General features: G+C 71.3%; 22 protein-coding genes and 1 tRNA gene. 15 read left to right on the top strand and 8 right to left on the bottom strand.

Annotated elements, in window-relative coordinates; genetic code table 11:
* Position 1: 1 nt before the first annotated feature.
* From hypF to ACQP2F_RS06200, 11 genes are all read left to right on the top strand, one after another.
* Positions 2 to 2,620, top strand: coding sequence for a carbamoyltransferase HypF (gene hypF, locus ACQP2F_RS06250; protein WP_433301493.1), 2,619 nt, complete (start codon positions 2 to 4; stop codon positions 2,618 to 2,620).
* A 9-nt stretch (positions 2,621 to 2,629) separates the two neighbouring features.
* Complete coding sequence (locus ACQP2F_RS06245) at positions 2,630 to 2,884, top strand: HypC/HybG/HupF family hydrogenase formation chaperone (RefSeq protein ID WP_433301491.1); 255 nt, start codon at positions 2,630 to 2,632, stop codon at positions 2,882 to 2,884.
* Positions 2,868 to 3,971: a hydrogenase formation protein HypD gene (gene hypD, locus ACQP2F_RS06240; RefSeq protein WP_433301490.1), complete on the top strand. Its 1,104-nt coding sequence runs from the start codon at positions 2,868 to 2,870 to the stop codon at positions 3,969 to 3,971. The genes ACQP2F_RS06245 and hypD overlap by 17 nt, the downstream gene beginning before the upstream one ends.
* Complete coding sequence (hypE, locus tag ACQP2F_RS06235; protein WP_433301488.1) at positions 3,968 to 5,011, top strand: hydrogenase expression/formation protein HypE; 1,044 nt, start codon at positions 3,968 to 3,970, stop codon at positions 5,009 to 5,011. Before hypD ends, hypE begins: the two co-directional genes overlap by 4 nt.
* The gene (locus tag ACQP2F_RS06230; protein WP_433301486.1) at positions 5,011 to 5,727 is read left to right on the top strand and encodes a DUF6390 family protein; all 717 of its coding nucleotides are present in this window, start codon (positions 5,011 to 5,013) and stop codon (positions 5,725 to 5,727) included. Before hypE ends, ACQP2F_RS06230 begins: the two co-directional genes overlap by 1 nt.
* Complete coding sequence (locus tag ACQP2F_RS06225) at positions 5,724 to 6,281, top strand: isochorismatase family protein (RefSeq protein ID WP_433301484.1); 558 nt, start codon at positions 5,724 to 5,726, stop codon at positions 6,279 to 6,281. Before ACQP2F_RS06230 ends, ACQP2F_RS06225 begins: the two co-directional genes overlap by 4 nt.
* A 32-nt stretch (positions 6,282 to 6,313) precedes the next feature.
* Positions 6,314 to 7,657, top strand: a complete 1,344-nt coding sequence (locus tag ACQP2F_RS06220) for a hypothetical protein (RefSeq protein WP_433301482.1) — start codon at positions 6,314 to 6,316, stop codon at positions 7,655 to 7,657.
* Between the two features lie 14 nt (positions 7,658 to 7,671).
* Positions 7,672 to 8,127 carry a SitI3 family protein gene (locus tag ACQP2F_RS06215; protein WP_433301480.1) on the top strand — a complete coding sequence of 152 codons (456 nt, stop codon included), beginning with the start codon at positions 7,672 to 7,674 and terminating at the stop codon, positions 8,125 to 8,127.
* Between the two features lie 35 nt (positions 8,128 to 8,162).
* Complete coding sequence (locus tag ACQP2F_RS06210) at positions 8,163 to 8,453, top strand: hypothetical protein (protein WP_433301478.1); 291 nt, start codon at positions 8,163 to 8,165, stop codon at positions 8,451 to 8,453.
* A 217-nt stretch (positions 8,454 to 8,670) separates the two neighbouring features.
* Entirely contained in the window at positions 8,671 to 10,458 is a 1,788-nt protein-coding gene (locus tag ACQP2F_RS06205; RefSeq protein WP_433301476.1) for an L-lactate permease, read from the top strand.
* A complete protein-coding gene (locus tag ACQP2F_RS06200) occupies positions 10,455 to 11,297 on the top strand; it encodes a hypothetical protein (RefSeq protein WP_433301474.1) in 843 nt (280 codons plus the stop codon). Before ACQP2F_RS06205 ends, ACQP2F_RS06200 begins: the two co-directional genes overlap by 4 nt.
* A 305-nt stretch (positions 11,298 to 11,602) precedes the next feature.
* On the opposite strand, the gene ACQP2F_RS06195 is transcribed toward ACQP2F_RS06200, so the two are convergent.
* From ACQP2F_RS06195 to ACQP2F_RS06175, 5 genes are all read right to left on the bottom strand, one after another.
* Entirely contained in the window at positions 11,603 to 11,710 is a 108-nt protein-coding gene (locus tag ACQP2F_RS06195; protein WP_433307367.1) for a hypothetical protein, read from the bottom strand.
* A 428-nt stretch (positions 11,711 to 12,138) separates the two neighbouring features.
* Positions 12,139 to 14,022 (bottom strand): response regulator, encoded by a 1,884-nt coding sequence (locus tag ACQP2F_RS06190; protein WP_433301473.1) that lies wholly within the window; start codon positions 14,020 to 14,022, stop codon positions 12,139 to 12,141.
* Positions 14,023 to 14,030: 8 nt separating this feature from the next.
* A complete protein-coding gene (locus ACQP2F_RS06185; RefSeq protein ID WP_433301471.1) occupies positions 14,031 to 14,456 on the bottom strand; it encodes a response regulator in 426 nt (141 codons plus the stop codon).
* A complete protein-coding gene (locus ACQP2F_RS06180) occupies positions 14,453 to 15,580 on the bottom strand; it encodes a sensor histidine kinase (RefSeq protein ID WP_433301469.1) in 1,128 nt (375 codons plus the stop codon). The genes ACQP2F_RS06185 and ACQP2F_RS06180 overlap by 4 nt, the downstream gene beginning before the upstream one ends.
* A 14-nt stretch (positions 15,581 to 15,594) precedes the next feature.
* A complete protein-coding gene (locus tag ACQP2F_RS06175) occupies positions 15,595 to 16,881 on the bottom strand; it encodes a hypothetical protein (RefSeq protein WP_433301467.1) in 1,287 nt (428 codons plus the stop codon).
* A gap of 278 nt (positions 16,882 to 17,159) precedes the next feature.
* Here ACQP2F_RS06175 and ACQP2F_RS06170 point away from each other — a divergent pair, with 278 nt between their 5' ends.
* From ACQP2F_RS06170 to ACQP2F_RS06155, 4 genes are all read left to right on the top strand, one after another.
* Complete coding sequence (locus tag ACQP2F_RS06170) at positions 17,160 to 18,017, top strand: S1 family peptidase (protein WP_433301465.1); 858 nt, start codon at positions 17,160 to 17,162, stop codon at positions 18,015 to 18,017.
* Between the two features lie 199 nt (positions 18,018 to 18,216).
* Positions 18,217 to 18,633, top strand: a complete 417-nt coding sequence (locus ACQP2F_RS06165; RefSeq protein ID WP_433301463.1) for a hypothetical protein — start codon at positions 18,217 to 18,219, stop codon at positions 18,631 to 18,633.
* 224 nt (positions 18,634 to 18,857) lie between these two features.
* The gene (locus tag ACQP2F_RS06160; protein WP_433301461.1) at positions 18,858 to 20,888 is read left to right on the top strand and encodes a cellulose binding domain-containing protein; all 2,031 of its coding nucleotides are present in this window, start codon (positions 18,858 to 18,860) and stop codon (positions 20,886 to 20,888) included.
* Between the two features lie 172 nt (positions 20,889 to 21,060).
* Positions 21,061 to 21,816: a phytanoyl-CoA dioxygenase family protein gene (locus tag ACQP2F_RS06155; RefSeq protein WP_433301459.1), complete on the top strand. Its 756-nt coding sequence runs from the start codon at positions 21,061 to 21,063 to the stop codon at positions 21,814 to 21,816.
* Between the two features lie 93 nt (positions 21,817 to 21,909).
* Here ACQP2F_RS06155 and ACQP2F_RS06150 read toward each other — a convergent pair.
* The 3 genes from ACQP2F_RS06150 to ACQP2F_RS06140 all read right to left on the bottom strand — a co-directional run bounded on the left by ACQP2F_RS06150 (position 21,910) and on the right by ACQP2F_RS06140 (position 26,816).
* Positions 21,910 to 21,985, bottom strand: a tRNA-His gene (locus tag ACQP2F_RS06150).
* 103 nt (positions 21,986 to 22,088) lie between these two features.
* Positions 22,089 to 22,646, bottom strand: a complete 558-nt coding sequence (gene orn, locus ACQP2F_RS06145; protein WP_433307366.1) for an oligoribonuclease — start codon at positions 22,644 to 22,646, stop codon at positions 22,089 to 22,091.
* Positions 22,647 to 23,087: 441 nt separating this feature from the next.
* On the bottom strand, positions 23,088 to 26,816 hold the full coding sequence (locus ACQP2F_RS06140) for a hypothetical protein (RefSeq protein WP_433301457.1): 3,729 nt from the start codon (positions 26,814 to 26,816) through the stop codon (positions 23,088 to 23,090).
* Positions 26,817 to 26,909: the final 93 nt, after the last annotated feature.

Raw genomic sequence — 26,909 nt, 5'->3', positions numbered from 1 at the left:
GATGTGCCTCGGCATCCCCGGGCAGGTCGTCGAGGTCGTCGACGGCTTCGCGGGACAGCTCGCGCTGGTCGACGTCGAGGGCGCCAAGCGGCAGGTCAACATCGGCATGCTCGACGAGCCGCCGGACCCGGGCGCGTGGGTCCTCATCCACCTCGGCTTCGCGGTCGAGGTGATCGACGCCCGGGAGGCGGCCCGCGCGATGAGCGGCCTCGAGCTGGTCGGCCGGGCGCGGCGGGTGCGGCGCCGGTTCACGGTGCTGGGGCTCGTGCAGGGCGTCGGGTTCCGGCCGTTCGCCTACGCGACGGCGTCGGCGCTCGCGCTCTCCGGGTCGGTGGCCAACACGGCGGACGGCGTGGTGGTCGAGGTGGAGGGCGAGGCCGAGGCGGTGCACGAGTACGGGATCCGGCTGCGCACCGAGTCGCCCCCGCTGGCCATGGTGCTGGACGTCGGCGAGGAGGAGCTGCCGCTCACCGGCGGCACCGGCTTCACCATCGAGTCGTCCCGGGGCGGCGCCCGGTCGCGGACGCTGGCCTCCCCGGACGTCGCGATCTGCGCCGACTGCCTGCGCGAGCTGACCGACCCGGCCGACCGGCGATACCGGCACCCGTTCATCACGTGCACGAACTGCGGGCCGCGCTTCACCATCATCACCGCGCTCCCCTACGACCGGGCGGCCACGACGATGGCGGCGTTCCCGATGTGCCCGGCGTGCGCGGCGGAGTATGCCGACCCGGCCGACCGGCGCTTCCACGCGCAGCCGATCGCGTGCCCGTCCTGCGGCCCGACGCTGGAGCTGATCCGCCGGCCCGCGCGTATCGGTGAGCAGAGCGATGGCACAGCCGCGCGTATCGGTGAGCAGAGCGACGGCACAGCCGCGCGTATCGGTGAGCAGAGCGACGGCACAGCCGCGCGCATCGGTGAGCAGAGCGACGCGGTCGCGGAAGCGCGGCGGCTGCTGGCGGACGGGAAGATCGTCGCGGTCAAGGGGCTCGGCGGCTATCACCTCGCGTGCGACGCCCGGAACGCCGAGGCCGTCGCGGAGCTGCGGCGGCGCAAGCGGCGTGGGGGCAAGCCGTTCGCGGTGATGGTGGCCGGCATCGAGACGGCGCGGGAGCTGGCCGTGCTCACCCCGGACGAGGAGCGGCTGCTCGCCGACGTTCGCCGGCCGATCGTGCTGGTGCCGCGGCGGGACGGGTTCGGGGTCGCCGACGAGGTCGCGCCGGACAATCCCGATCTCGGGCTGATGCTGCCCTATACGCCGCTGCACGTGCTGCTCTTCGGGCTCGCGGGCGACCCGCCGGGGCCGGACGCGCTGGTCATGACGTCGGGCAACCTCTCCGGCGAGCCGATCGTCACCGGCGACGAGGAGGCGCTGGCGAAGCTGGCGCCGATGGTGGACGCGTGGCTGCGGCACGACCGGGCGATCCGGGTGCCCTGCGACGACTCGGTCAGCCGGTACGTCGCGGGGGCCGAGCTGCCCGTGCGGCGGTCCCGGGGGTACGCGCCGCTGCCCATCGCGCTGCCGTTCGGGGTCGGGCCGGTCCTGGCGGTGGGGGCCGATCTCAAGAACACGTGCGCGGTGGCGAGCGGCCGGTACGCGTGGCTGAGCCAGCACGTCGGCGACATGGACGACCTGTCCACGATCGACGCGCTGACCGCCACCGAGCGGCACCTCGAGGAGCTGACCGGGGTGCGGCCCGAGGTGGTGGTGGCCGATCTGCATCCGGGCTACCGGTCGGGCGAGTGGGCGCGACAGCACGCGGACGGGCGGCCGGTACGGCGGGTGCAGCACCACCACGCGCACGTCGCCTCGGTCATGGCCGAGCACGGGCTCGGGCCGGACGAGCGGGTCATCGGGATCGCGTTCGACGGCACCGGCTACGGCCCGGACGGCGCGGTCTGGGGCGGCGAGCTGCTCATCGCCGGGTACAAGTCGTATCGGCGGGCGGCCCGGCTGGCGTACGTCCCGCTGGCCGGCGGTGACGCGAGCGTGCTCCGGCCGTACCGGATGGCTCTCGCGCATCTGCACGCCGCCGGCGTGGCCTGGCACCCGGAGCTCCCGGCCGTGGTGGTCTGCCCGCCCGCCGAGCGTGCCCTGCTCGCCCGGCATTTCGGCAGCGGCGCCGGGTGTGTGCCGACCTCGAGCATGGGGCGGTTGTTCGACGCGGTGTCGTCGCTGGCGGGGGTCCGGCACACGGTGGAGTACGAGGCGGAGGCCGCGATCGTGCTGGAAGGCCAGGCGCGCCTGGCGAAGACGGGACTCGAGCACCCGTACGGCTTCGAATTGTGCGTGAGTCACGACGGACCGGATGTCGCCGACGCCGGCCCGGTGATCCGCCAGATCGCGCGTGATGTTCTCGGCGGAGTGCCGTCGCCGGAGATCGCCGCCCGGTTCCACGCCGGGGTGGCCGCGCTGATCGTGGCGCTCGCCGAGCGCGCCCGGGAGCAGACCGGGATCGACGTGGTGGCGCTCGGCGGCGGGGTGTTCCAGAACGCGCTGCTGGTCGCGATGGCCGTTCGTGACCTGGCGGAACAGGGCTTCACCACGCTGCGACCGCGGCTGCTGCCGCCGAACGACGGTGGCCTGGCGCTGGGGCAGCTGGTGATCGGGTCGTCTTAGGAGGTTCCCATGTGCCTGGCGGTTCCCGGACGCATCGTCGGCATCGCCGAGGCCGACGGCGTGCCGATGGCCGAGGTCGACTTCGGCGGCGTGCGCAAGAACGTGTGCCTGCAGTACGTGCCGGACGCGACGGTCGGCACGTACGTGGTGGTGCACGTCGGCTTCGCCATTCAGCTGCTCGACGAGGAGTCGGCCCGGCAGACCCTCGCGAACTTCGAAAAGATGGGCATTCTCGAGGAGGAGTTCGGTGAAGTACCTCGATGAATTCGGCAACCCGGAGCTGGCCAAGCGGCTGGTCGAGCAGATCCACGCGGTGACCACCCGGCCCTGGGCGATGATGGAGGTCTGCGGCGGGCAGACCCACTCGATCATCCGGCACGGGATCGACCAGCTGCTCCCGGACGGCGTGGAGATGATCCACGGGCCGGGCTGCCCGGTCTGCGTGACGCCGCTGGAGATCATCGACAAGGCGCTGGCGATCGCGGCCCGGCCCGGCGTGATCTTCTGCTCGTTCGGCGACATGCTGCGGGTGCCGGGCAGCGGGCGGGACCTGTTCACGGTCAAGAGCGAGGGCGGGGACGTCCGCGTCGTCTACTCGCCGCTCGACGCCCTGACCATCGCCCGGGAGAACCCGGACCGTCAGGTGGTGTTCTTCGGGATCGGCTTCGAGACCACGGCGCCGGCCAACGCGATGACCGTCCACCTGGCCGAGCGGCTGGGCGTGCCGAACTTCTCGCTGCTGGTCTCGCACGTGCTGGTGCCGCCCGCGATCGCCGCCATCATGGAGTCGCCGCGCTGCCGGGTGCAGGCGTTCCTGGCCGCCGGGCACGTGTGCAGCGTGATGGGCACACGCGAATATCCGCCGCTCGCCGAAAAGTACCGGGTGCCGATCGTGGTGACGGGCTTCGAGCCGCTGGACATCCTCGAGGGCATCCGGCGGACGGTCGTGCAGCTCGAAGCGGGCCGGCACGAGGTGGAGAACGCCTATCCGCGGGCGGTGCGCGACGACGGGAACCCGGCGGCGATGGCGATGCTGCGGGACGTCTTTGAGGTGACGGACCGGACGTGGCGCGGGATCGGCGAGATCCCGGCGAGCGGGTGGCGGCTGTCGGAGCGCTATCGCGACTTCGACGCCGAGCACCGGTTCGCGGTCACCGGCATCCACACCTCCGAGTCGCCGCTGTGCCGGTCGGGCGAGGTGCTGCAGGGACTGCTCAAACCGCACGAGTGCGCGGCCTTCGGCAAACAATGCACTCCGCGTACGCCGCTGGGCGCCACCATGGTGTCGTCCGAAGGCGCCTGTGCGGCCTACTACGCCTACCGCCGTCTCGATCTGGTGCACCTCTCATGATTGATTTCGAGGGCTGGAGCTGCCCGTTGCCGCTGCGGGACACGCCGCAGGTGGTGATGGGGCACGGCGGCGGCGGTGCGATGTCGGGCGAGCTGGTCGAGCATCTCTTCCTGCCCGCGTACGGCTCGTCGGTCTCGCCGGCGGACAGCGCCGTGGTGCCGTTGCTGGGCGGGCGCATCGCGTTCTCCACCGACTCGTACGTGGTGAAGCCGATGTTCTTTCCCGGCGGCTCGATCGGGGAGCTCGCGGTCAACGGGACGATCAACGATCTGGCCATGTCGGGGGCGACGCCGCACTGTCTGTCGATCGCGTTCATCCTGCAGGAAGGGGTGTCCATCGCCGAGGTCGGCCGGATCGCGGCGGCGGTCGGCGCGGCGGCCTCGGCGGCGGGCGTGCCGGTGGTCACCGGGGACACGAAGGTGGTGGACAACGGCAGCGGGGACGGGGTCTTCCTGAACACGGCCGGGGTCGGGGTGGTGGCGCCGGGCGTGACGATCTCGCCGGACCGCGCCTCGGTGGGCGATTCCGTGATCATCTCGGGGGACATCGGGGTGCACGGGGTCGCGGTGATGAGCGTGCGGGAGGGGCTCGAGTTCGACACCACCGTGGTGAGCGATACGGCGCCGCTGCACGGGCTGGTGGCGGCCATGGTCGGTACGGGGGCGGACGTCCATGTTCTTCGCGACCCGACCCGGGGTGGGGTTGCCGCGTCGCTGAACGAGATCGCGCGTACGGCGAAGGTGGGTGTTGCTCTGGACGAGACGGCCTTGCCGATTCCGCCGGCGGTGGCCGACGCCTGCAGTCTGCTCGGGCTCGATCCGTTGCAGGTGGCCAACGAGGGGAAGCTGCTGGCGTTCGTGCCGCCGGCCGCGGAGTCCCCGGTGCTCGCGGCGATGCGCGGCCATCCGCTGGGAGCGGGGGCCCGGGTGATCGGGACGTGCGTGGCCGGCCATCCGGGAATGGTGGTGGCGCGGACCGCCCTCGGGGGGACGCGGGTGGTGAACATGCCGATCGGCGAGCAGCTTCCGCGGATCTGCTGATGTCGGACGCCGGGGCGTTGCTGTTCGCGCGGTACGCGTATCCGCCGAACGAGTTGGGGTATTGCGGGCCTTCGGGAGCGTCGGATCTGCTGCGTTCCGAGTTGGCTTCCGCCATCGCTGCCCGGGCGCCGGGGTTCGACGGGGCCTGGGCTTATCTGTCGTATCTCGCGGCTGATGATCCCCTGGCCGTGGACGTGGTCGAGGCGTACTGGGTGGGGAACTCGCTGCTCGACGCCGGCGACTTCTCCGATTTGTCGGCTTTTCTTGGGTCGCGGTTTGCCGGGCAGCGGGGTGGGACCTGGGCCGACGCGGGGGCGCGGGCTCTGCCGCACCACAGCTTTCACGTGTTCGAGGTCTATCCGTGGGCGGCGCTGCTGCGACGGACCGGAAATCCGACCGCCGTCTCGGTGCTGGATCGATGCCGCATCCGTACGGGAAAGGTCGTCACGGTCTCGGGTGAGCAGGCCACCGTGCTCTCCCATCCGCTGGTCTGGGACGGGTCGGCGCTCGCCGCCGGGCCGCCGCGCCCGGAAACCGTCTCGTGGTCGGCCGAGGGGCGGTCGCTTCTGGCCGGGCTCGCCCCCGGTGACCTGGTGTCGCTGCACTGGGACTGGGTGTGCGATGTGATCACGCCGGAGCAGGCGGCACGGATCGAGTCGCTGGAGGAGCGAGCGCTGCAGAACTGTCGTACCCCCGGTCTACCGTCACCCCCATGACGACACTGCAGAACCGCCCCAAGTCCGCCCTGCTGATCATCGACGTGCAGCGCGATGTGGTGGCCCGGGCCCACCAGCGCGACGCGGTCGTCGGCAACATCGCCGAGCTGGTGGACAGGGCGCGCGCCGCCGGCGTCGACGTCGTCTGGGTGCAGCACAGCGACCCGCAGGGCATGCCGCTGCACAGCGAGGGCTGGCAGATCGTGCCCGAGCTGCCCCCGGGCGCCGGCGACCCGGTCGTCCACAAGCTCTACGGCGACAGCTTCGAGGCCACCGATCTCGAGTCGGTGCTGGCCGAGCGGCAGGTCGGGCACCTCTACGTCACGGGCGCGCAGTCCGACGCCTGCGTCCGGTCCACGATCCACGGCGCGTTCACCCGCGGCTACGACACGACCCTGGTCGCCGACGCGCACACCACCGAGGACCTTTCGGCGTACGGTGCGCCGGGCCCCGACCAGGTCATCGCCCACACCAACCTGTATTGGCAGTACCAGTCCGCCCCCGGCCGGGCCGCCGCCGTCGTTCCCACCGCGGAGGTGAATTTCAAAGCCTGAACCGGCCCTGCCGCCATCGGCGTTTGTGAGGCATGACCAGCCCCACCGCGCTCCTCGCGCCGGCCGTCGAGTCGCCGGTGAGCACGTGGGCGGGCGTGTCCCTGGCCGAGGACATCCAGCAGACGGCCGCGGGCATCACCAGCGGCGGCTGGATGGACACGTCGATCGGCGGCGTCACCGCGGGCCTCGACGCGCTGTCCCTGGTCGTCGACCCGATCGGCACGCTCGTGCAGTACGGCGTGTCGTGGCTGATCGAGCACGTCAAGCCCCTGGCCGAGGCGCTCGACTGGCTGGCCGGCGACCCGGCCGCGATCGCCGCCCAGGCCCAGACGTGGCGCAACATAGCCGGCGCGCTGCGCACGCATTCCGACGACCTGCTCCGCGCGGTCCGCTGGGACACCACCGACTGGCAGGGCACGGCCGGCGACGCGTACCGCGACTGGTCCACCAACCAGCACCACGCCGTGGCCGCCCTGTCCACCGCCGCCGACGCCATGGCCTCCGCCACCGAGCTGTCCGGCAGCCTGATAGCCGGCGTCCGCATGATGGTCCGCGAGGCCGTGGCCACGGTCGTCTCGCGCCTGGTCGACTACGCGTTGGAGGAGCTTTTCAGCGTAGGCCTGGCAACGCCGGTGGTGGCCGCCCAGGTCTCCGCGTTGTGCGCCACGTGGGGCAACCGCATCGCCCGCTGGTTGCGCGGTTTGCTGGACAGCTTGCGCCGCTTGCGCGGCCTGACGGACGAGCTGAGCGAGGCGCTGGCCGCGATAACCCGGTTGTTCCGCCGCCTGGGCGGAGAGGACGGGCGGGTTTGGAGCCGCTATGCCGGAACCGGCCGGCACCGAGGCGACGGTCGCGGCGGCAGAGGCGGCGGCAAAAGCGGCGGAGGTGGGGGCGGAGGTCGAGGCGGAGGGGGCGGTCGCGGCGGGGGTAACGGTCGCGGCGGCTTCACCCTTCCGTCCGGAAAGCCGGATCCCAATCGGACGCCACGCGGCCGTCGGACCTATGCACGGCCGGACAAGAAGATCCATCGAGCCCTTCACCGGGAGAACGAGACGGCGGATGTGCTCTCCCGGCACGGTTACGACGTCGAACAAAATCCGCCGCCGAACGCGTACGGCAAGAACCCGGACTATCGCGTCGAGGGCAAATACTTCGACTGCTACGCACCCGACAGCGGCAATCTCGACACCATCCGTGATCGGATCGACGATAAGGTCAAGACCAAGCAAGCGGCCAGGATCGTGCTGAATCTCGACGACTGCCGACGCTCCATGAGCGACATCAGAGCCGCTCTGGAACGCAAACCGGTGCACGGGCTGCAAGAGATTCTCATCGTCACGAACGGCCAGATCGTCCAGTTCTACCCCTTCTCCTGACCAACGGAGACACGATGGCCCTGGAATACACCTTCTACTCCGCCGCCGACTTGACGGCGGAGGAGTTGCGGTCTCACCTGGCCGCCGCGGTGGGTGGGTCGATCGCTTGGGACGGCACCGTCGAGCGGGCCGGGCTCAGCGTTGCCGCGTGGCGAGTGGCGCCGGGTGAGGAGGCGACCGCGCCGGCGTTGTTCGGCTTTCCGCACCGGGTCACGGCGATCTTCCGGTTCGCGAACCTCGAGCGCGAGTTGGAGCCGCACAACACGGCGCTCATGGTGGGCAGCGTGCTGGCCTTGCAGCAGCGCACCGGGGCGGATGGCGTGCTGCTCTTCAACGGTGAGGAGGCGGTGCTCCTGTGCCGGGCCGGGGAGGCGATCTTCGGGGCGGAGTGGGAGTGGGAGGACTTTCCCGAGGCGGCGGCGCTCCGGGAGGGACACCGGGTCGAGGTCCTTCCGCAGCCGCTGCTCTGACCGGTGATCTCGGATTCGGGACTGGGGAGCCGATGATGGCGACCTTCGACGAGTGGGATGCGGCCTACCAGCAGGTCTATGCGGCCCTGCCCGGGGACGCCGACATAGCGTGCCCCGATTGTGGACAGCACACCCTGCGCCTGGTCTACACCCGCGACCCCGGCCGCGACTCCGGTTACGGGCACTTCTGGTGTGACGCCTGCCTGATCGGGATCGGGCTGTGCCGGGCGATCATTCCGGACGGCGCCATCGTCCAAGATGCCCGTCTCCCGGCCGAGGAGAGGCTCCCGCGGGTTCCCAACTTTCGGCTGGTGCCTCCAACCTGATCCGCTGAGCGGGCCCGCCCGCGCGACCCATCCGGGCTGTGGATAACGGCGGGAAAATGTCGGGCCCGGCTGCTTGACTCTGCCCCACCCAAGAGGGCGGGGCCGGGGGGCTGAGCGAGGCATCCAGGAACGAGCCGAACCGCTGGCGAGGACTTACCTGTGACGGCGGTCACGAGTAAGTTCCATGGAAAGTGATCGATTGCTGGCGGTGGCAGACGTGGACCAGTTCAGGATCGTTACCGACCCGGTTGCCAACTCGGTGGCGGTGTCCGCCATCTTTGCGGTGCTGCCTCTGCTGACGTTGTTCGTGCTGCTCGGCGCCCTGCGGATGCGGGCCTGGCTGGCCGGTGTCATCTCGCTGGTGGTGTCGCTGCTGGTGGCGATCATTGTGTACTCGATGCCGGTGGGGCAGGCGCTGCTGTCGGCCACCGAAGGCGCCACATTCGGATTTTTCCCGATTTTGTGGATCGTGATCAATGCGATCTGGGTCTACAACCTGACCGTGGTCAGCGGCCATTTCGATGTGCTGCGCCGGTCGATGGCGCGGGTCAGCCCGGACATGCGCATTCAGGCGATCATTGTGGCCTTCTGCTTCGGCGCGCTGCTGGAGGCGCTTGCCGGGTTCGGTACGCCGGTGGCCGTCACGGTGGTCATGCTGATGGCGCTGGGCTTCCCGCCGGTCCGGGCGGCGGCCGTGGCGCTGATCGCGAACACGGCGCCGGTCGCGTTCGGGGCCCTGGCCACACCGATCGTCACGCTGGGGACGGTGACCTCGGGGGCGGCGGACGATCCGCGGCTCAACACCGACACGCTCGGGGCGATGGTCGGGCGGCAGACCCCGTTGCTGGCCGTCATCGTGCCGCTGATCCTGGTCGCGGTGATCGACGGGCGGCGCGGCATGCGGCAGACCTGGCCGGCCGCGATCGTGGCCGGCGTGGTCTTCGCGGGCGCGCAGTTCGCGGCGTCCAACTACATCTCGGTGCCGCTCACCGACATCATCGCGTCGCTGCTGTCGGCGGCCTCCGTCGTCCTGCTGCTGCGGGTGTGGCGGCCGGCCGAGATTCCGCCGCTGCATGTGGACGCCGAAGCCGAGACGGAGACGGTGCCGGCATCCGCGGCGACGCAAGCGACACGCGGATACCACGGCGATCAAGGCGGCGACGTTCCCCAAGGCGATGGGAGAGACGGGCAAGACGGAAGGGAAGGAAGCCAAAACGGAACGGCCGGCGAAGCGTACGGGCAGAAGATCGACCCACCCGGCGAGATCGCCAAGGCCTACGCGCCCTACCTGATCATCATTGTGCTGTTCTCGATCACCAACATCGGGGTGATCAAGGAGGCGTTGGCCAAGGAGCCGTGGACGGTGGTGTTCGGGTGGCCGGGCCTGCATGTGCTGAGCGCGAGCGGCAAGCCCGTGTCCTCGACCAACTTCACGCTCGGCTGGGTGCCGGCGGCGGGCACGCTGATGATCGTCGCCGGCATTCTCACCGCGATCGTGCTGCGGGTGAGCGCCGGCCGGGCGATCAAGGCGTACGGCGAGACGTATGTGACCCTGCGGCACGCCATCGTGACGGTCATGGCCGTGCTGGCGCTCGCCTACGTGATGAACCAGTCGGGCCAGACCAACACGCTCGGCGCGTTCCTGGCGATGGCCGGCGGCTTCTTCGTCTTCCTGTCGTCGATCCTCGGCTGGATCGGCGTCGCGGTGACCGGCTCCGACACGTCCTCGAACGCGCTCTTCGGCGCGCTGCAGGTGCAGACCGCGACCAAGGCCGGCCTCGACCCCGTGTTGCTGGCCGCGGCCAACTCGTCCGGCGGGGTGCTCGGCAAGATGATCAGCCCGCAGAACCTGGCGATCGCGGCCTCGGCGGTGGGCATGGCCGGCCGGGAGGGCGACATCTTCCGGCGGGTGGTCGGATGGAGCCTGGTTCTGTTGCTGATCATGTGTGTGCTGGTGACACTTCAAGGCACGCCGGTTCTCGATTGGATGGTGCCCGCCAAGTGAACGATCGGGTCCGCGCCCTGATGGCCACCCACCTGACCGCCCTGTGCAACGCCCAAGCCGGCATCAAGGACGCCAAGAGGGAGCGGGACGAGGCCGATCGCCGCTTGGCGGAGTCCGCGGACGGCACCGACTGGGTCGATCGGTCGTTCTTCGCCGTCTTCCGGAACGACGATGACGGGCGCGCCCACCGGTACCGGGAGGCGTCCCGGGCCCGCCGCCGGGCGATGGCCGAGGTGCGCAAGCGGGAGCAGTTGGCACGCCGCGCCGATCAGAGCTTCGGCAAGGAACTGGAGAAGGCGCTGGCCCGGCACGACGAGCACTATCGGGCCCTGAAGGGCGCCATCCGCGAGTGCGACGGAGCCTTGCGGCAGTGCCGGGCGATGACGAAGCATCTCGAGGCAGCGCTTCAGCGGCCCAAGCCGGCGACGAAGCAGGACCCGATGCGGGAGCGGCGCTTCCACGAAGCGATCACCCGGGCGCGGCGAGAGGCGCCGAAACTGCAGCGCGCGATCCACACGGCCATCAGGACGGTCGACCTGGCAATAGATCAACGGCTTTCCGATCCCGTACGGCTGGATGTAGCGCTCCTCAAAGACCTGGCGCAACCCGACGAGGCCGAGCGTCCCCTCCGCACCCTGAAAGGCCAGGTGACCGCCGCCATCACGACGGTCACCCGGCACCGCGGCCGGGCCGAGCACGCACGGCAGGTGGCCCTCACCCGCGCGCGCAACGCCCTCATCGAGCGTGAGCCGAGGTCCGAGCCACCCCCGCCGCGTGAGCCGAGGTCCGAGCCACCCCCGCCGCGTGAGCCGAGGTCGGAGCCACCCCCGGCCGCGTGAGCCGCATTTGCCTCGAGCCCATCTCTTGGACCGTTGTAGCTGGCCACAGCCAGCGCGAAGGTGTTGCGACTGTGCGGGTCCAGCGCAAAGGTGTTGCGACCGTGCGAGTCCAGCGCGAGGGTGTTGCGACCGTGCGAGTCCAGCGCGCCAGTAGGCAGCACGCGCGTGCCCAGCTCCCGCCTGCGCGGCCGGCCCCTCGACCGCGCTCGTCGCATGGGCGGTGCGCACCAGCTGCGGCCCAGGCACGAGTACATCGCCCGCGCGCAGAACGTCGGCGCCTCGCCTCACCCTGCCTCGCCCCCACCTCACCCTGCCCCGCCTCGCCTCGCCCCTCCCTGCCTCGCCCCTCCCTGCCTCGCCCCTCCCAGCCTCGCCCCTCCCAGCCTCGCCCCTCCCAGCCTCGCCCCTCCCAGCCTCGCCCCTCCCAGCCTCGCCCCTCCCAGCCTCGCCCCTCCCAGCCTCGCCCCTCCCTGCCCCGCCCCTCCCTGCCCCGCCTCGCCTCGAATCTTGGAGAAAAAGTGCGCGTGGGCAGCACAAACTCTTCATCGCTTACCGAGTGGGCCCACCGGAACGCCCCTCGCCCCACCGGGTCGCGATCGTGCGGGCGGAACTTGCCGAAGCGCTGTGGACAACCGCCGAAGAATGTCATAGCGAGGGAGTAACTTTCCCCCACCCAGTGACCGGGTGGGGTGTAGGCAACGGCGCTTCAGCGAGGCGAGCACTGAGGCCAGCGGGGGGAGCGCGCGCTGCTGCCTACGGACCGCGCGGTGTCGACGGAGCCCTGCGGGGCGGGCTCGGAGGTGCGGCGACCGCGAAGCGCGGCGGCGAGGAGCGGATTCGCTCAAGCCGAGGGGTGACGCCTCTCCAGCAGCTGGTGCATCGCGTTCAGCAACTGGTCGTTCTGGAACGGCTTGTGCAGCAGCGGCGCGTCCGGCGGCAGCTCCTGGCCGCCCGGCGCCGGGCCGCTCGTGTAGCCGGACATGAACAGCACCGGCAGGTCGGGGCGGCTTCGGCGCAGCTCGGCCGCCAGCTGGGTGCCCGACATGCCGGGCATGATGACGTCGCTCAGCAGGGCGTCCACCTGCAGGTCCCGCTCCAGGCAGAGCTTCAGCGCCTCCTGCGGGTCGCCCGCCGCGTGCACCTCGTAGCCGGCCTTCACGAGGATGCGGCAGACGATGTCGCGTACGCCGTCCTCGTCCTCCACCACCAGGATGCGATGTCCGCCGCCCGCGGGCTGGGCCGCTCGGTCGGGCGGCGCCGGCGCCGTGGGGGTGTCGGAGCTGATCGGCAACCGTACGCGGACGGTCGTGCCCTGCCCGGGCTGCGAGTCCAAGGTGATGGTGCCGCCCACGTCGGTCACCACGCCATACGCGGTGGCCAGCCCCAGGCCGGTCCCCTTGCCCCGCCCCTTGGTCGTGAAGAACGGCTCGAACGCCCGGGCCGCGACCTCGGGTGGCATGCCGGTGCCGGTGTCGGTGATGGTCAGGCTGACGAAGCGCCCGTCCGGCTCGACGCCGGTGGAGATGGTCAGCCGGCCGCCGGACGGCATCGCGGCCCGCGAGTTCATCACGGCGTTCATCAGTACCTGCTCGAGCTTGCTGCGGTCCATCAGGATGGCTGGCAGGTCGGTCGCCAGCAGCGTGCTCAGCTCGATGTCCTCGCCGAGCGTGCGGGCCAGCAGGCGCTGCATGTCGGCGGCCACCGTGTTGAGGTCGAGCGGCTCGGGGCGGGACGGCTCCAGGCGGCTGAAGATCAGCAGTTGCCGGGTGAGACCGCTGCCGCGGGCCGCCGCCTGCTCGATCGCCTGCACGTCGGGGCGGCAGGGGTGGTCGGCCAGCTCGTCGGCGAGGATGTCGGCGTACCCGGAGATCACCGCCAGGATGTTGTTGAAGTCGTGGGCGATGCCGCCGGCGAGCTGGCCGAGCGAGTCGAGCCGCTCGGCCTGGCGCAGCTGCTGTTCGAGCCGCGTGCGTTCGGTGATGTCACGGAGGATGCCTTCGACGGCGACGATCCGGCCCGTACGGTCGGCGATCGAGCTCGCCCGCTGCTCCACCCACGCCGTACGCCCGCTGTGATGCTGGAAATGGATGGTGAGGGTGCCGGGCTCGGCCGACCCCCAGGACGCGTGCAGGGTGGCGCGGTCCTCGGGGTCGACGGTTTGGAAGATCAGCTCGGGGTCGGCGTAGAACCGCTCGGGCGGGTAACCGGTGATCTCCTCGATCGCGGGGCTCAGATACTCCATCGCCGGGGACGGGTGCAGCCGGTAGCGGAAGATGACGTCCTGGGCGTGCTCGGCGATGAGCCGGAAGCGTTCCTCGCTCTCCCGCAGCGCCTCCTCGGCCCGGCGCCGCTGCCGCCGCTCGGCCGCCTCGTGCAGCTCGCGCTGGACGGCCGGGGCGAGCCGGGCCAGCCGGTCCTTGAGCAGGAAGTCGCGCACCCCGGCCCGCATCATGGCGGCCGCCGCCTCCTCCCCTACCTGGCCGCTGACCAGCAGGAACGGGATGTCGGCGTCGTGCTCGCGAACCTGTTCGAGCGCCTCCTCGGCCCGGAACACCGGCATGTTGTAGTCGCAGATCACCACGTCCGGGGAGCGATCGGCGAGCGCGGCGGCCACCCCTTCCGGCGTGTCGGCGCGGCGGTGGACGACCTCGAGGCCGGCCTTGGCCAGTTGCCGCACGATCAGCACGGCGTCGTCGTCGCTGTCGTCGACGACGAGGATGTGCACGGGGGCGCTCACCGCAGCGGCGCCGGTTCGTTGACGAGCAGCCAGTAGACGCCGAGGGCGTTGACCGCGGCGACGAACTCCTCGAAGACGACCGGCTTGCGGACGAAGCTGTTGGCGCCCAGCTCGTAGCTCGTCACGATGTCTCGCTCCTCGTTCGAGGTGGTGAGCACGACGACCGGCAGCCGGCGGGTGCGCTCGTCGTCGCGCAGCCGGCGCAGCACCTCGAGCCCGTCGACCTTCGGCAGCTTGATGTCGAGCAGGATCAGCGCCGGCCGCAGCGGCTCGCCCGACTCCGGCAGCAGGTGGTTCAGGGCCTGCTCGCCGTCGGTCGCGATCACCACCTCGTTCCTGATGTTGTTCTTGGTGAACGCCCGGACGGTCAGCACCGCGTCGTCCGGGCTGTCCTCGACCAGCAGGATCGGTCCCTCGCTCATCGGATCTCCCAGTCCGCCGGCGCCGGTGTGAGGCTGAACCGGAAGGCGGCGCCCTCGCCGACCGCGCCCTCGGCCACGATGCGGCCGCCGTGCCGGGTGACGATCCGGTGCACGATGGCCAGGCCGATTCCGGTGCCCTCGAACTCGCCGGCCGAGTGCAGCCGCTGGAACGGGTCGAAGATCTTGTCGGCGTACTTCATGTCGAACCCGGCGCCGTTGTCGCGTACCTCGAAGACGTCGACCCCGTCCTGCACCCGCATGCTCACCTCGATGACCGGATCGGGGGTGTGCGACGTGAACTTCCACGCGTTGCCCATCAGGTTCTGCAGCACGAGCCGGATCAGGTGCGGGTCGCCCTGGGTCACCATGTGGTCGGCGATGTTCCAGCGGACCTCCCGCTCGGTCAGCTCGCCCGCGATCTCCCGGGCCAGCGCGGTCACGTCCGTCGGCGACCGCCGCAGCTGCGACCGGGTGGCCCGGGACAGGTGCAGCAGGTCGTCGATCATCTGCGCCATCCGGCCGACGTTGGCCTGGATCCGCCGCAGATAGCCCTGCGCCTCCTCGGCCAGTTGCTCGGCGTAGTCCTCGAGCAGCACCTGGCTGAAGCCCTCGAGCGATCGCAGCGGCGCCCGCAGGTCGTGCGACACCGAGTAGGCGAACGAGTCCAGCTCCCGGTTCGCCGCCTCGAGCTCGGCGGTCCGCTGCCGCACCCGCAGCTCGAGCTCGTCGTTGAGCCGCCGGACCTCCTCCTCGGCGCGCTTGCGCTCGGTGATGTCGGTGGAGATGCCGCAGATCGCGTACGCCCGGCCGGCCGCGTCGTGCAGGGGAAACTTCACGGTGACGTACGTGTGCAGCCCGTCCTCGGCCGGCGCCTGCTCCTCCACCTGCAACGGCACCCCGCGCGCGATGGCGGCCAGGTCGTTGGCCCGGAACTCGTCGGCGATCGGCCCCGGGAACAGGTCGTGGTCGGTCAGCCCCACGATGTCCTCGCGACGCAGGTGGAACAGCCGCTCGTACTCGCGGTTGACCAGCAGGTAGTGCCCGTCGGCGTCGCGCATGTAGATCACCGCCGAGGTGTGGTCGATCAGGGCCATGAGCTGCTCATGGCCGACCTTCACCCCCACGCCGCCCACCTACGTCACCCCACCAGCGCGACCGAGACCGATGCGGCCGACGGTACCTCCGCCGCGCGTACCTTTTCCGCCGTTTCGCCGGTTAGGGCGGTCCGCAGCGGCGCGAGCGGGTGGTTGCGACGGGCCCGGGTCAGCCGCTCCAGGAACGTCTCGTTCATGCCGGTGGTGCCGCGCCGGTTGGAGACCAGCGGCTTGTCGCCCTGCCCGGCCACGTCGCGCCGCCGCTGCGGCTTGAACAGGAACTTCTGGCTGAGCATCAGGTGCGCGCCGGCGGCCCGGGCGTGCGCGGTGAGCAGCCGGTACCAGTCGACGAGCGCCGGGTGGGCGCCGATCAGGTGACGCAGCTCGGCCGGCGACCGGTCGGCGAGCGTGCCCGCGTCGAGGTCGAGGTGGTCGAGCAGCCGCTGCGGCAGCGTCGGGCGGGCCATCAGCTCCTCGATGGTGGCGCGCTCCCCGTCGAGCAGCGCCGGGAACAGGCGGCGTACGTGCCGGTCGTAGTCCGTGATGGCGATGCCGAGCAGGAAGTCGCGCTTGAGCGCCTCCGGGTCGAGCGCGCCGCTGGGCGGGATGTCGCCGGCCGTCCAGTGCACCGCGAACTGCCGGAACACGTCCATGAAGTGGTCGGCCGGCATGCTCTCGTCCGGCGGCAGAGCGGCGAAGTCGAGAAACAGGCTGCGCATCGCGAGAATCAGGGCGGTTGCCAGGCGTACGCGCTCGATCGCCCCTTCCGAGACCAGGCAGGCGTCCTCGTCGCTCAGCGGGCACAGCATCTCGTTGACCGCGAGCTCGAGCGCCTCCGCCTGCTTGACCAGCAGAAAGAAGCGCTCCTCGCCGGGCGTGCCGGTGTAGCTGCGGATGTTCCCGTCGTCGAACACGCCCGGCAGCACCGCGAGCAGCTCGGCACCGCACCGGACCTCGATCGTGCCGACGTTCCAGCGCACCAGCGAGGCGTAGCTGTCCCGGCCGTAGTGGCCGGCCCCGGTGTGCGCGGCCAGCGCCGCGAAGTAGTCCCGGAACGGGTGCCCGTCGACGGTCAGGTCGTCGAACGCGCGCTCGGGAGTCTCCTTGCCGCCCGGATTCCACTCCTGGTAGTGCCGGGCCACCGAGGCGCCGACGAAGCCGAGGCGGACGACCAGGCGGCGGGCCTCGGAAGGATCCAGCCGGTCGATCGCCGGGAGGTGGGGAAGCAGCAGGTCACGGGTCTGGTCGGCGACCGCGCTGTGCGGGATTTCGGAGCGCAGGACGGCGCGGTTCAGCCGGGGCAGTTCCGTGTCGACCCAGTCGCCCACCATGGCTGCCTCTTCGACCAGGTGGTCGGTTTTCTTAGCCGGGGAGGGCCGCCGCGTCCCCTCCGCGGAAGGCCGCCGCCTCCCCCGCCCCGGTACTGGGTGGGTGGCAGATTACGGCCCCCCTACGACAATCTCCCACCCTCATCCACAACGATTGACATCCATAACGCTCGATGCGAGAGTGCGGACACCGGCGTCAGCGTGCCGCCGACCCGTCACGCGCCGCCATCAGGATCGGCGGCGGGTGATCCCCTGCCGCCCCCAGCAGAAGGGATCCACCCATGCACCTCCGACGGGTTCTCGGCCTCGGCGCCGCCGTGCTCGCCACCGCGGCCGGCATTGCCACCGGCCCCGCACCGGCACAGGCAGCGCCCATCCAAGCCGCGCCGGCACCGGCCGTCGCGGCCACGACGCTGGCCTCCACCATCGCGCTGAGCAACTGCTCGGCCTCGCTGGTGCGCTACCCCTCCTCGGTCAGCAGCGACCGCGCCATGATGCTCACCAACGGCCACTGCTACGAGGGCGGCTTCCTGAGCGCCGGGCAGGTGCTGCAGAACCGGACCAGCAGCCGGTCGGGCACGCTGCTGAACTCCAGCGGCCGCTCGCTGGGCACGGTCCGGGCCGACCGGGTCCTCTACGCCACGATGACCGGCACCGACGTGACCCTCTACCGGCTCACCTCGACCTACGCGACCCTGACCAGCCGGTACGGGGTGACGGCCCTCACCATCTCGGCGAGCCGCCCCACGGCCGGCGCCGCCATCGACATCCCGTCCAGCTACTGGAAGCGGATCTGGAACTGCAAGATCGACAGCTTCGTCAACACGCTGCGCGAGGACCAGTGGACCTGGCACGACTCGATCCGCTACGACGTCAACTGCGACACCATCCACGGCACCTCGGGCTCGCCGATCGTGGACGCCTCCTCGAACCAGATCGTCGGGATCAACAACACCGGTAACGACGACGGCCAGCTGTGCACGCTCAACAACCCGTGCGAGGTGGACGCCAACGGCACGACCCACGCGTACCAGGGCCAGAGCTACGGCGAGCAGACCTACTGGTTCACCACCTGCCTGACCTCGAGCCGCACGATCGACCTGACCAAGTCGGGATGTCTTCTGACTAAACCGGCCTGACCAAACCGGCGAACTAAATCGTCCGAACGGACTAATCGCCGCAGGTCCGGCGGGGTTTCCCCGCCGGACCACATTTCTCGAAATCGAAATGTCGCGCCGCCCTTTTCACCTAATCGTGTTCGCGATTCCAACCGGACAAATGCCGCGATTTTCCTATGATCATCACATCGGCAATAACCGGACATGAAGAGGTGAATCGATGAATAAAGCAACGCGCATGCTGGCGATGACGGGAATGGCTATCGTCGCGAGCGCCACGTTCGCCGGCCCGGCCATGGCCGCCACGGCCACCCCGGCGCCGTCCGCCGGCCAGTCGACGACGGTCAAGGCGTCGCACGGTGACCGCTCCAAGATCGTCGGCTTCTACCGCACGGCGAGCCAGTGCCACCGCATCGGCAACATCGGTGAGTGGCGCAACCGCTGGGACGACCACGACTGCTTCCGCGTGCGTGGCGGCTTCCACCGCAACTGGTGGGCGCTGCGCGTGAGCTGGGACAACCGCGGTCACGGCTTCCCCGGCCACGGCCACGGCTTCCCGGGTCACGACGGCCCCGGCTTCCCGGGCAACGACCACGGTCACGGCCACCACGGGCACGACTTCCCCGGCAAGCGCTGACACAAAGCACGAACCATCTGACCCGACATGAGGGCCGCATCCCGGACGCGGGATGCGGCCCTCCCCATTTCCGCCCACGCAAAACCTACAAATTGTCGGAATTCCCGCTATTTCCCGGCCAAATCCGATCGGAGCCGGCCCGCCGGTAGCGCATTGACACTCTTCGTTGCCCGCCGGAAGATTGGGAGCGCTCCCATTCCCCCGGATTCCGCAATTGGAGAGCCATGCCAACCGCGATACCCCGTCGCGCCGCGCTGGGCGCCGCCCTGCTCGCCGCCGCCGCGCTGAGCGCGGCGCCACCCGGAGGCGCCTACGCCGCCACCACCCCCGTCGCCGTCACCGTCAACGCCCGGGCCGGGCTCGCCACCGTCCCGGCCACCGCGCTCGGGGTCAACGACGCCATCTGGGACACCACGCTCGGCACCGACGCCGTCGCCGACCTGCTCGGCCAGGCCGGCGTCAAGATGATCCGCTACCCCGGCGGCTCCTACGCCGACATCTACCACTGGGAGACGCACACCGCTCCCGGCGGCTACGTCGCCCCCAACACCGACTTCGACACGTTCATGGCCTCGGCTCGCCGGACGGGCGCCGAGCCGATGATCATCGCCAACTACGGCACCGGCTCGGCCGAGGAGGCCGCGGGCTGGGTCAGGTACGCCAACGTCACCAAGAAGTACGGCGCCAGGTACTGGACGATCGGCAACGAGAACTACGGCAACGGGCACTACGGCTCGTCCTGGGAGGCCGACGACCACGCCGACAAGAGCCCGGCCCAGTACGCGGCCGAGGTCGTCGCCTACGCCGACGCGATGAAGGCGGCCGACCCGACGATCAAGGTGGGCGCCGTGCTCACCATGCCCGCGAACTGGCCGGACGCCCTGGTCGGGACCGGCGACGCGGCCAACTGGAACCAGGTCGTGCTGCAGGCGGCCGGCCCACACATCGACTTCGTCGACGTTCACTGGTACCCCGGCGGCGGCAGCGCGGCCGAGGCGATCGGCAAGACGCAGTACCTCGACGACTCGATCTACATGCTGCGGAACCAGATCAACAAGTACGGCGGCGCCAACGCGAGCCGGATCGGGATCAGCCTCACCGAGACGAACGTCGGCGTCGGGCAGAACACCCAGCCGGGCGCGATCTTCCTGGCCGACGCGTACAGCAGCTTGATCGCCAACGGCGTCTTCACCGTCCAGTGGTGGAACGTCCACAACGGCATCGGCACGCCGTCCACGGTTGCCGGGCAGACCGACTACAACGACTTCGGCCTGCTCTCCAGCGGCACCTGCACCAGCGACAACTCGGTCTGCGAGCCGCCGCTCAACACGCCGTTCGCGCCCTACTTCGGGCTGAAGCTGCTGTCGTCGTTCCTGCACCCGGGCGACCAGATGGTCCGGGCCGCCACCGACAACGCGCTGGTCACCGCCCACGCGGCCCGGCGGCCGAACGGCGACCTGTCGGTTCTGCTGATCAACAAGGACCCGGACGCGGCGCACGACATCGCGCTGTCCTACCGCGGCTACACGCCGTCGGCGGCCGCGCCGACCGTGCTCACCTACGGAAACGGTGACACGTCGATCACGACCGGAAGTGCGGGGACGCTCCCGCCGTACTCGCTGACGCTGTTGACCTTGCAGCCGAGCGCGAGCAACGCCGCCGCGCCGAACGCCCCCGGAGCCCCGACCGCCGACGCGGTCACCGACCGCACCGCGACGATCTCGTGGCCGGCCGTCGGGCGCGCCACCAAGTACGAGATCTACCGGGCCAACGGCGCGATCAGCGAGCAGCTGGGCGAGACGAGCGGCACGTCGTTCACCGTCCGCAACCTGCAGCCCGGCAAGCGCTACACGATCAACGTGCTGGCCCGGGACAACGCCGGCCGCCTCTCCTGGTCGTCGCCGCCGCTGACCTTCGCCACCGGCGCGCCCGCGACCAGCACCTGCACGGTCAAGTTCGCCGACACCAACGACTGGGGCAACGGCTACGTCGGTCAGGTCGACGTCGTCAACACCGGCACGGCGCCGCTCAACGGATGGACGCTGAACTTCACCTGGCCGGCCACGTGGCAGAGCGTGAGCAGCGGGTGGAACGCGACCTGGATGCAGAACGGCACCGACGTGCGGGTGACCAGCGACGCCACGCTCGCCGCGAACGGCGGCAGCACGTCGGTCGGCTTCGTCGGCGCCTACAGCGGGCCGAACATCCTGCCGACGGCGTTCACGCTCAACGGAACGCTCTGCTCGACGAGCTGAGCGGCCCCTCCGGCGGCGCGTCCCGGCGCGCCGCCGGAGGGAACGTTCCGCCGGCCGGTACGTGATGCCACAGCCGGCGGGGCCAGCGCGCGCCGGCCGCGGAATTCGGTTGCCGGGCCGGGCGCCCGTAGGCAGGCTGCCAGACGTGGATGCGGACTTGATTCGGCGGTTCATGACGGACGGGTTCCTCAAGTTCGAGCAGGCCGTGCCGCCCGCGATCGCGGCCGAGTGCGCGGATCTGCTGTGGCGGGAGATCGACGCCGAGCCCGACGATCCGGCCACCTGGAAGCAGCCGGTCTACTGGGTCGCCGGCCTGGCGCAGGAGCCGTTCGTGCGGGCCGCGAACGTGCCGGTGCTGCTCGACGCGTTCGATGCGCTGGTCGGCCCCGGACGATGGGCGCCGCGCGACTCGATCGGCGCATTCCCCTTGCGCTTCCCGCACGCCGAGGAGCCGGACGACGCCGGCTGGCACATCGAGAGCAGCTACCAGCTGCCCGGCCACGACGAGTGGCGGGTCAACGTCCACTCCACCGGCCGGGCGTTGCTGATGCTGTTCCTCTTCACCGATGTCGACGAGCGGAACGCACCGACCCGCATCCGGGTCGGCTCGCACATGGACGTGCCCCCGATCCTGGCGAAGTACGGGTCCGAGGGCGTCTTCATGCCGGACGTCTGCCCCGAGATAGCCGCCGCCTCGGCCCACCGCCCGCTCGCCTACGCCACCGGCCACGCGGGTGACGTGTTCCTGTGCCACCCGTTCCTGGTGCACGCGGCCCAGCCCCACCACGGCGATCGCCCGCGCTTCATGGCGCAGCCACCGCTCATGCCCGGGCCGGGATGGGAGCTCGGCCCGTACGCGCTGGCGGTCACCGACGTCGAGCCGTCGCCCGTGGGCCGCACGATTCGCGAGGCGCTCGGTCATCCATAGCCGGGGCGGCTCGCCGGCCCATCAAGCTGTTGACGGCCCATCGACACAAAAGGCCCGGTCGTCGTGACGACCAGGCCTTTCGCTCGCACTGCATGGGGTGATCGACGGGACTCGAACCCGCGACCCCCGGGACCACAACCCGGTGCTCTACCAGCTGAGCTACGACCACCATCGCGCACGGGGAACCCGCCCCCGTGGTGCCGGACAAGCATAGCCGCTCCCACCGGGGGCCCGTCGAGGGGGTTACCCGGCGCGGTCGGGTGACGCCCGGGTCAGAGCTCGGCCGCGATGGCCTTGGCCGTCTCCACGTCCGGGCCGGGCAGCGGGACGAACACCGTGCGGCGGTAATACTCCAGCTCACGGATGCTCTCGCGGATGTCGGCGAGGGCGCGGTGGGCGAGTCCCTTGGCGGGCTGGCCGAAGTACACCCGCGGGTACCAGCGGCGGCACAACTCCTTGATCGAGGACACGTCGATCATGCGGTAGTGCAGGAACGCGTCGAGGGCGGGCATGTCGCGGGCCAGGAAACCCCGGTCGGTGGCGATCGAGTTCCCGCAGAGGGGCGCCGTGCGGGGATTGGGGACAAACTCTCGCACGTACGCGAGAACCTGCTCCTCGGCCTCGGACATGGTGATCGCCGAGCGCCGCACCTCCTCGGTGAGCCCCGATTTGGCGTGCATGTCGCGCACCACCGGAGGCATCGCGTCCAGCGCCGCGTCGTCGGCATGGATCACCAGATCGACGCCCTCGCCCAGCACTCGGAGCTCGGGATCGGTGACCAGCGCCGCGACCTCGATGAGCTTGTCCTTGCCCAGGTCGAGACCGGTCATCTCACAGTCGATCCACACCAGAAGATCAGCCACGCCGACAGCCTACGCCCGCGTACGGCGTGTCGCTGTCACGTCCCCAGCGGCCACCCGTCCGGGAGGTTGTCACCCACCGTCGCGTTTTGCCCGCTTTCGGGGCAGGACTTCCCAGTTACGTTGTCGAGGGGATAAACTGGTCTTAACGGACGAAGCCCCCCTTCGGTTACTCCGTTCCCCCGGTAAAGGGCCCTCCGCGTCGGCAGCGCGGGGGGCTCTTTCGGTTTCTTGGTCGGCTTTTGGGCCATATGACGAAGGCCGCCCGATCGGGCGGCCTTCGTGGCGGGCTTTCGCGGTGCTCTTCGGTTGCTGTTCGGGCTGCCCTCTGGGGCTGCTCCTTGTGCTGCTCCTTGTGCTGCTCCTTGTCCTGCTCTTGGCGCTGCTCCTGGCGCTGCTCCTGGCGCCTGCTCAGTCGTCCTGCGGCCGGTTGGGCGCCGCCCGCCGCCGCCGGATCGGCTCCGGGGCTGTCGGTTCGATCGGGTTGGTCACCGTCCGGCGCCGCCGCCGCTGAGCCGAGGCGGCGAACAGCTCCGCCGCCTCCTTCTGGTAGTTGGTCAGACCGCCCGAGCCGTTGCCGGCCCCCTTCTCGGCATCCGGCTTCGCCGCCGGGGTCTTGGCCGCCGCGGTCGTCCGTGTCGTCCGGGCCGTCGAAGGCTTGGCGGTCGCGGCTGGCTTCGGACCTTGCTTTCCGGTGCCCGGAGCCGACGCCCCCGTGGCCGCAGCCGGCGCCGCCGTGGTCGCAGCCGGCGCGGCCGTGGCTGCAGCCGGCGCCCCCGTGACCGCAGCCGGCGCCCCCGTCGCCGCAGCCGGCGCCGAGTTCGCAGCCTTCGCCGACGCGGCCTTCGCGGGCGTGACCTTCGCAGGCGTCACCTTCGCGGGCGTAGCCTTCGCGCTCTTGGCCGGGGACTTCTTGGCAACCTCGGCCGAAGCTTCGGTGATCGCCGGTTTCGCCACCCGCGCGGCTCGGGGCCGGGTCGCCTTGAGCGGCTTACCGCCCACCGCGAGCCCCGGCTCAGTCACGCCGGCGGCCGGCCCGACCTCGCCCGGCTCGCTCTCGGCGGAATCGTTCGTCGCGGGGCTGGTCTGCGCCTTCGCTGCCTCGGCCGCGCGCGCCGCCACGGTTTCGGCTGCCTTGCGCCAGGCGGCGGGCGCCGGGCGGCCTTGTCCCAGGCCTGGCAACCGGCTCGTGAACCCTTCGATCGCTCCGCCCGCGCGTGGGCCGCCCTTGAGCGTGACGCTCCCGGTGGCCGCGGGGTCGGCGCCGAGCCGTGCGGCCTCCGCCTTCGCCACCTCCGCCATCGCGTCCTCTCGCTCGACGTCGCCGTCGATGCTCGTGGCGAGTCGCGGACCGGAACCCTCGGCGTCCGAGGACTTCGGCATCGGACGCTGGGCGGGGCGACCGTCGGCCGGAGTGTTCTCGGTCGTGGCCGGTGCTGCCGTCCCGGCGATGCGCTCGCCGCGGGCCATGGCGTGCATGACGGCGGAGACGTCCGGGCCGGCGGCGGCGACCCGCACGGGCGAGGCGTTCTCCGAGGTGCGTTCCGGGCTCGGCGACTGCGCGGGCGCGGTGGTCCGGGTGGGCGTCGCCTGCTCCCCGGCGGCCGGCGCTGGGTTCGGCGTTTCCGGTCGGACGCGTTCGCCGGTCGCCTTGTCGGCGGCGTGGCGACCGGGTGTGCCCGTCTTGGCGGAGTCGGCGGGTCGAGTTTCTTCCGGCTTGGCGGAGTCGGCGGGCCGGGTGTCTCGCGGCGATTCCGGCGCTCGGGGCGCGGCGAGCGAAGCAGGGGCGAGGACCTTCGGCTCGCCGGGGGCGGTGACGTCCTCGGTGAGGTCCTCCGGCACGGTGACGTCCTTAGGGAGGTCCTCCGGCACGGTGACGTCCTCGGTGAGGCCCTCGGGGGCCGCGCCGGAGGCGCCGATCACTGAGGTGAGCCTGGGAGCGGACACCGGACGGCGATCATCGACGGCCGTTGCGGTGTCCGCCCCCGCGGCCTGCCGCGCCCTACTGGCGGATAGGGGCGCGGCGCCGGCGCTCGCGGTCGTCGCCGAAGCGGGCGACTCGGCGGAAGCGGCCGGCGTGGCGGGCAATGCCTGATCCGGGCCGGAGGCCGCGGAAGTCTTGGCGGAAGAAGTCTCGGTGGGGGGCGAAATTTCTTCGCGTTGCACGCTAGCCTTCGAGACCCCCGCCTTCCCAACCGGTGGGGCGAGTTCTGCATCACCCGGCGCCCGCTCGGCCGCCGCCACCGAGGGTCGCCCGAGCCCGTCAACCTTGGGGAACGGGCTGGGCCGGCGAGAAGAACCGCCGGCGGCGGGCGAGGCCTGACGGCCGACCCGCGGGGAATCAGCGCGGGTCAGACCGGTGGCGGCCCAGTCGGTTGCCTTCGGGCCGGTGATCACGGCGACCCGCTGGCCGGCGGTGCGAGGATCGCGGTCCGCCATCGGTTCGCGCCGGGCCGGTGCGGTCTCCCGGGCGGCCGGCGCGGTCTCCCGGCTGGGCGAAGCGGTCTCCCGGGCGGCCGAGGCGGCCGGCGAAGGAGATGGAGCTCCCTGGCGGGTGACGCGGTCTCCGGTGGCGGCATGGTCTCCGCGGGCGGCGCGGGCGGCGCGGGCGTCGGCGGCTCCGGCGGCGTAGGCGGCCGCCACGTCGGTGGAGGACAGCGGTTGGTTGCCCACCGGTCCACGCCCCCCGGACGGCGCGGAGGTCGGCGAAGAAGACGAAGTGCCCTCCGGCCCGTCTTCGTCGGCGACGCCGGCCGAGGTGGTGGTCTCGGCGGCTGCCTTTCGGCGGGCTACCTCGGCCATCCGGGCCGCGGCGGTGGCCTCGGTTTCGCGGGCTCGTTCGGCTGCGGTTTCGGCTACCCAGGCGTCCACGGCTGAGGCGTGGAACATCGGCAGGTCGCCGGGCTTGGGGGTCTGCCGCTTGCCGCCTCGGGCGCCGCTTCGGCCGAAGAGTGACTCGGAGGATGACGGGGGGTCGCCCAGCGGCAGCGACACCGGGCCGCCCGCGGACGAGGCCTGGATGAAGTTGAGCGGCTCGCCGGGAGCGGGCACTCGGCCGGCCGGGGAAACGGGACGGCCGGGAATTGCTGTCGCGGCGGCGTATTCGGCCGGGCTCGGCGGGGCGGCCGAGGAAGACGCGGCTGAGAAAGAGGCGGCGGAGGAAGGGGCGGCCGAGGAAGGGACGGCGGAGGAAGGGGCGATCGACGAAGGGGCGGCCGACACCGGAACACCGGCGGTGAGGGGGACGCCGGAGAGCGGCTCCGCCGCGACCGGGACGGCGGTGGGGCCGGCCAGGGCCGGCTGGGGAGCCGGCGGCCAGGTGAACTTCAGGGCGGCCGACGGCAGCGCCGGCTTGGGGGCGTCGGCCAAGGTGCGCGGGCGGTGGGCGCCGGTGGGGTGGGCGGCGGGCAGGCCGGACCGTGGCAGCGGGGCGCCGATCGCGGCCATCAGGTCGGGGACCTGGCTGGGCTCCACCACGTAGACGACCTCGCGGCGGCGGGCGGGCCAGGCCAGGACGATCAGGCCGGTCATGACCAGCAGCGTGCCCAGCGTGAGCAGGCCCCAGGTGCTGGAGTTCAGCCAGCCGGGGCGCAGCTCGGCCGAGGACGTCAGCTGCAGGCCGGGCTTCGCGCCGGGGCTCATCACCACCAGGCTGTACGGGCCGCCGGTGACGTCGCCGGGTGACCAGGCGATGCTGCCCTCGCCGGTGCGCAGCCAGAAGGACGCCCGCGCGGGAATGCGGGCCGGCGCCTGGCGGCCGGGCAGGGCGTTGGTGGCCACGGGCAGCGCGCCGGTGCCGATGTCGACCGTGCGGACGGTGCTGTACGGGACGCCGCCCAGGTACTCCTGGACCGCCGCGGTCGGGGCGATGCCGAGGAACGCCGGCCCCTCCTGCGTACGGGCATTGACCCGCAGTTGGGTGTCGCCGATGCGGGTGAAGGGCGCGTCGGCGCGCAGCAACCGGTCGACGTCGGGCACGACGAGGGCGTACCCGGGGAGGGCCAGTCGCTGCAGGTCGCCGCTGAAGGCGCCGCCCTGGTCGCGGTGCTGCATGGCGGTCCACAGGGCCGCGCCGGCGAGCAGCGACGGCAGGCCGATGGTCAGCAGCAGCATTCCGAGGATCGTGCGGAACACCCGCATCAGCTTCTCCCCCTATCTCAGGCCGTACTGCGCCGACCATACAAGTCCAAATAACCCCAAAGTGGTCAAATAGCGTCTAAATCGCTGACAGAC

The sequence above is a fragment of the Actinoplanes sp. CA-030573 genome (assembly GCF_050951115.1).
In the GTDB taxonomy this organism is placed as follows: domain Bacteria; phylum Actinomycetota; class Actinomycetes; order Mycobacteriales; family Micromonosporaceae; genus Actinoplanes.
The sequence above is the reverse complement of the archived record's forward strand: the minus strand, read 5'-3'. Positions and strand labels throughout refer to the sequence as shown.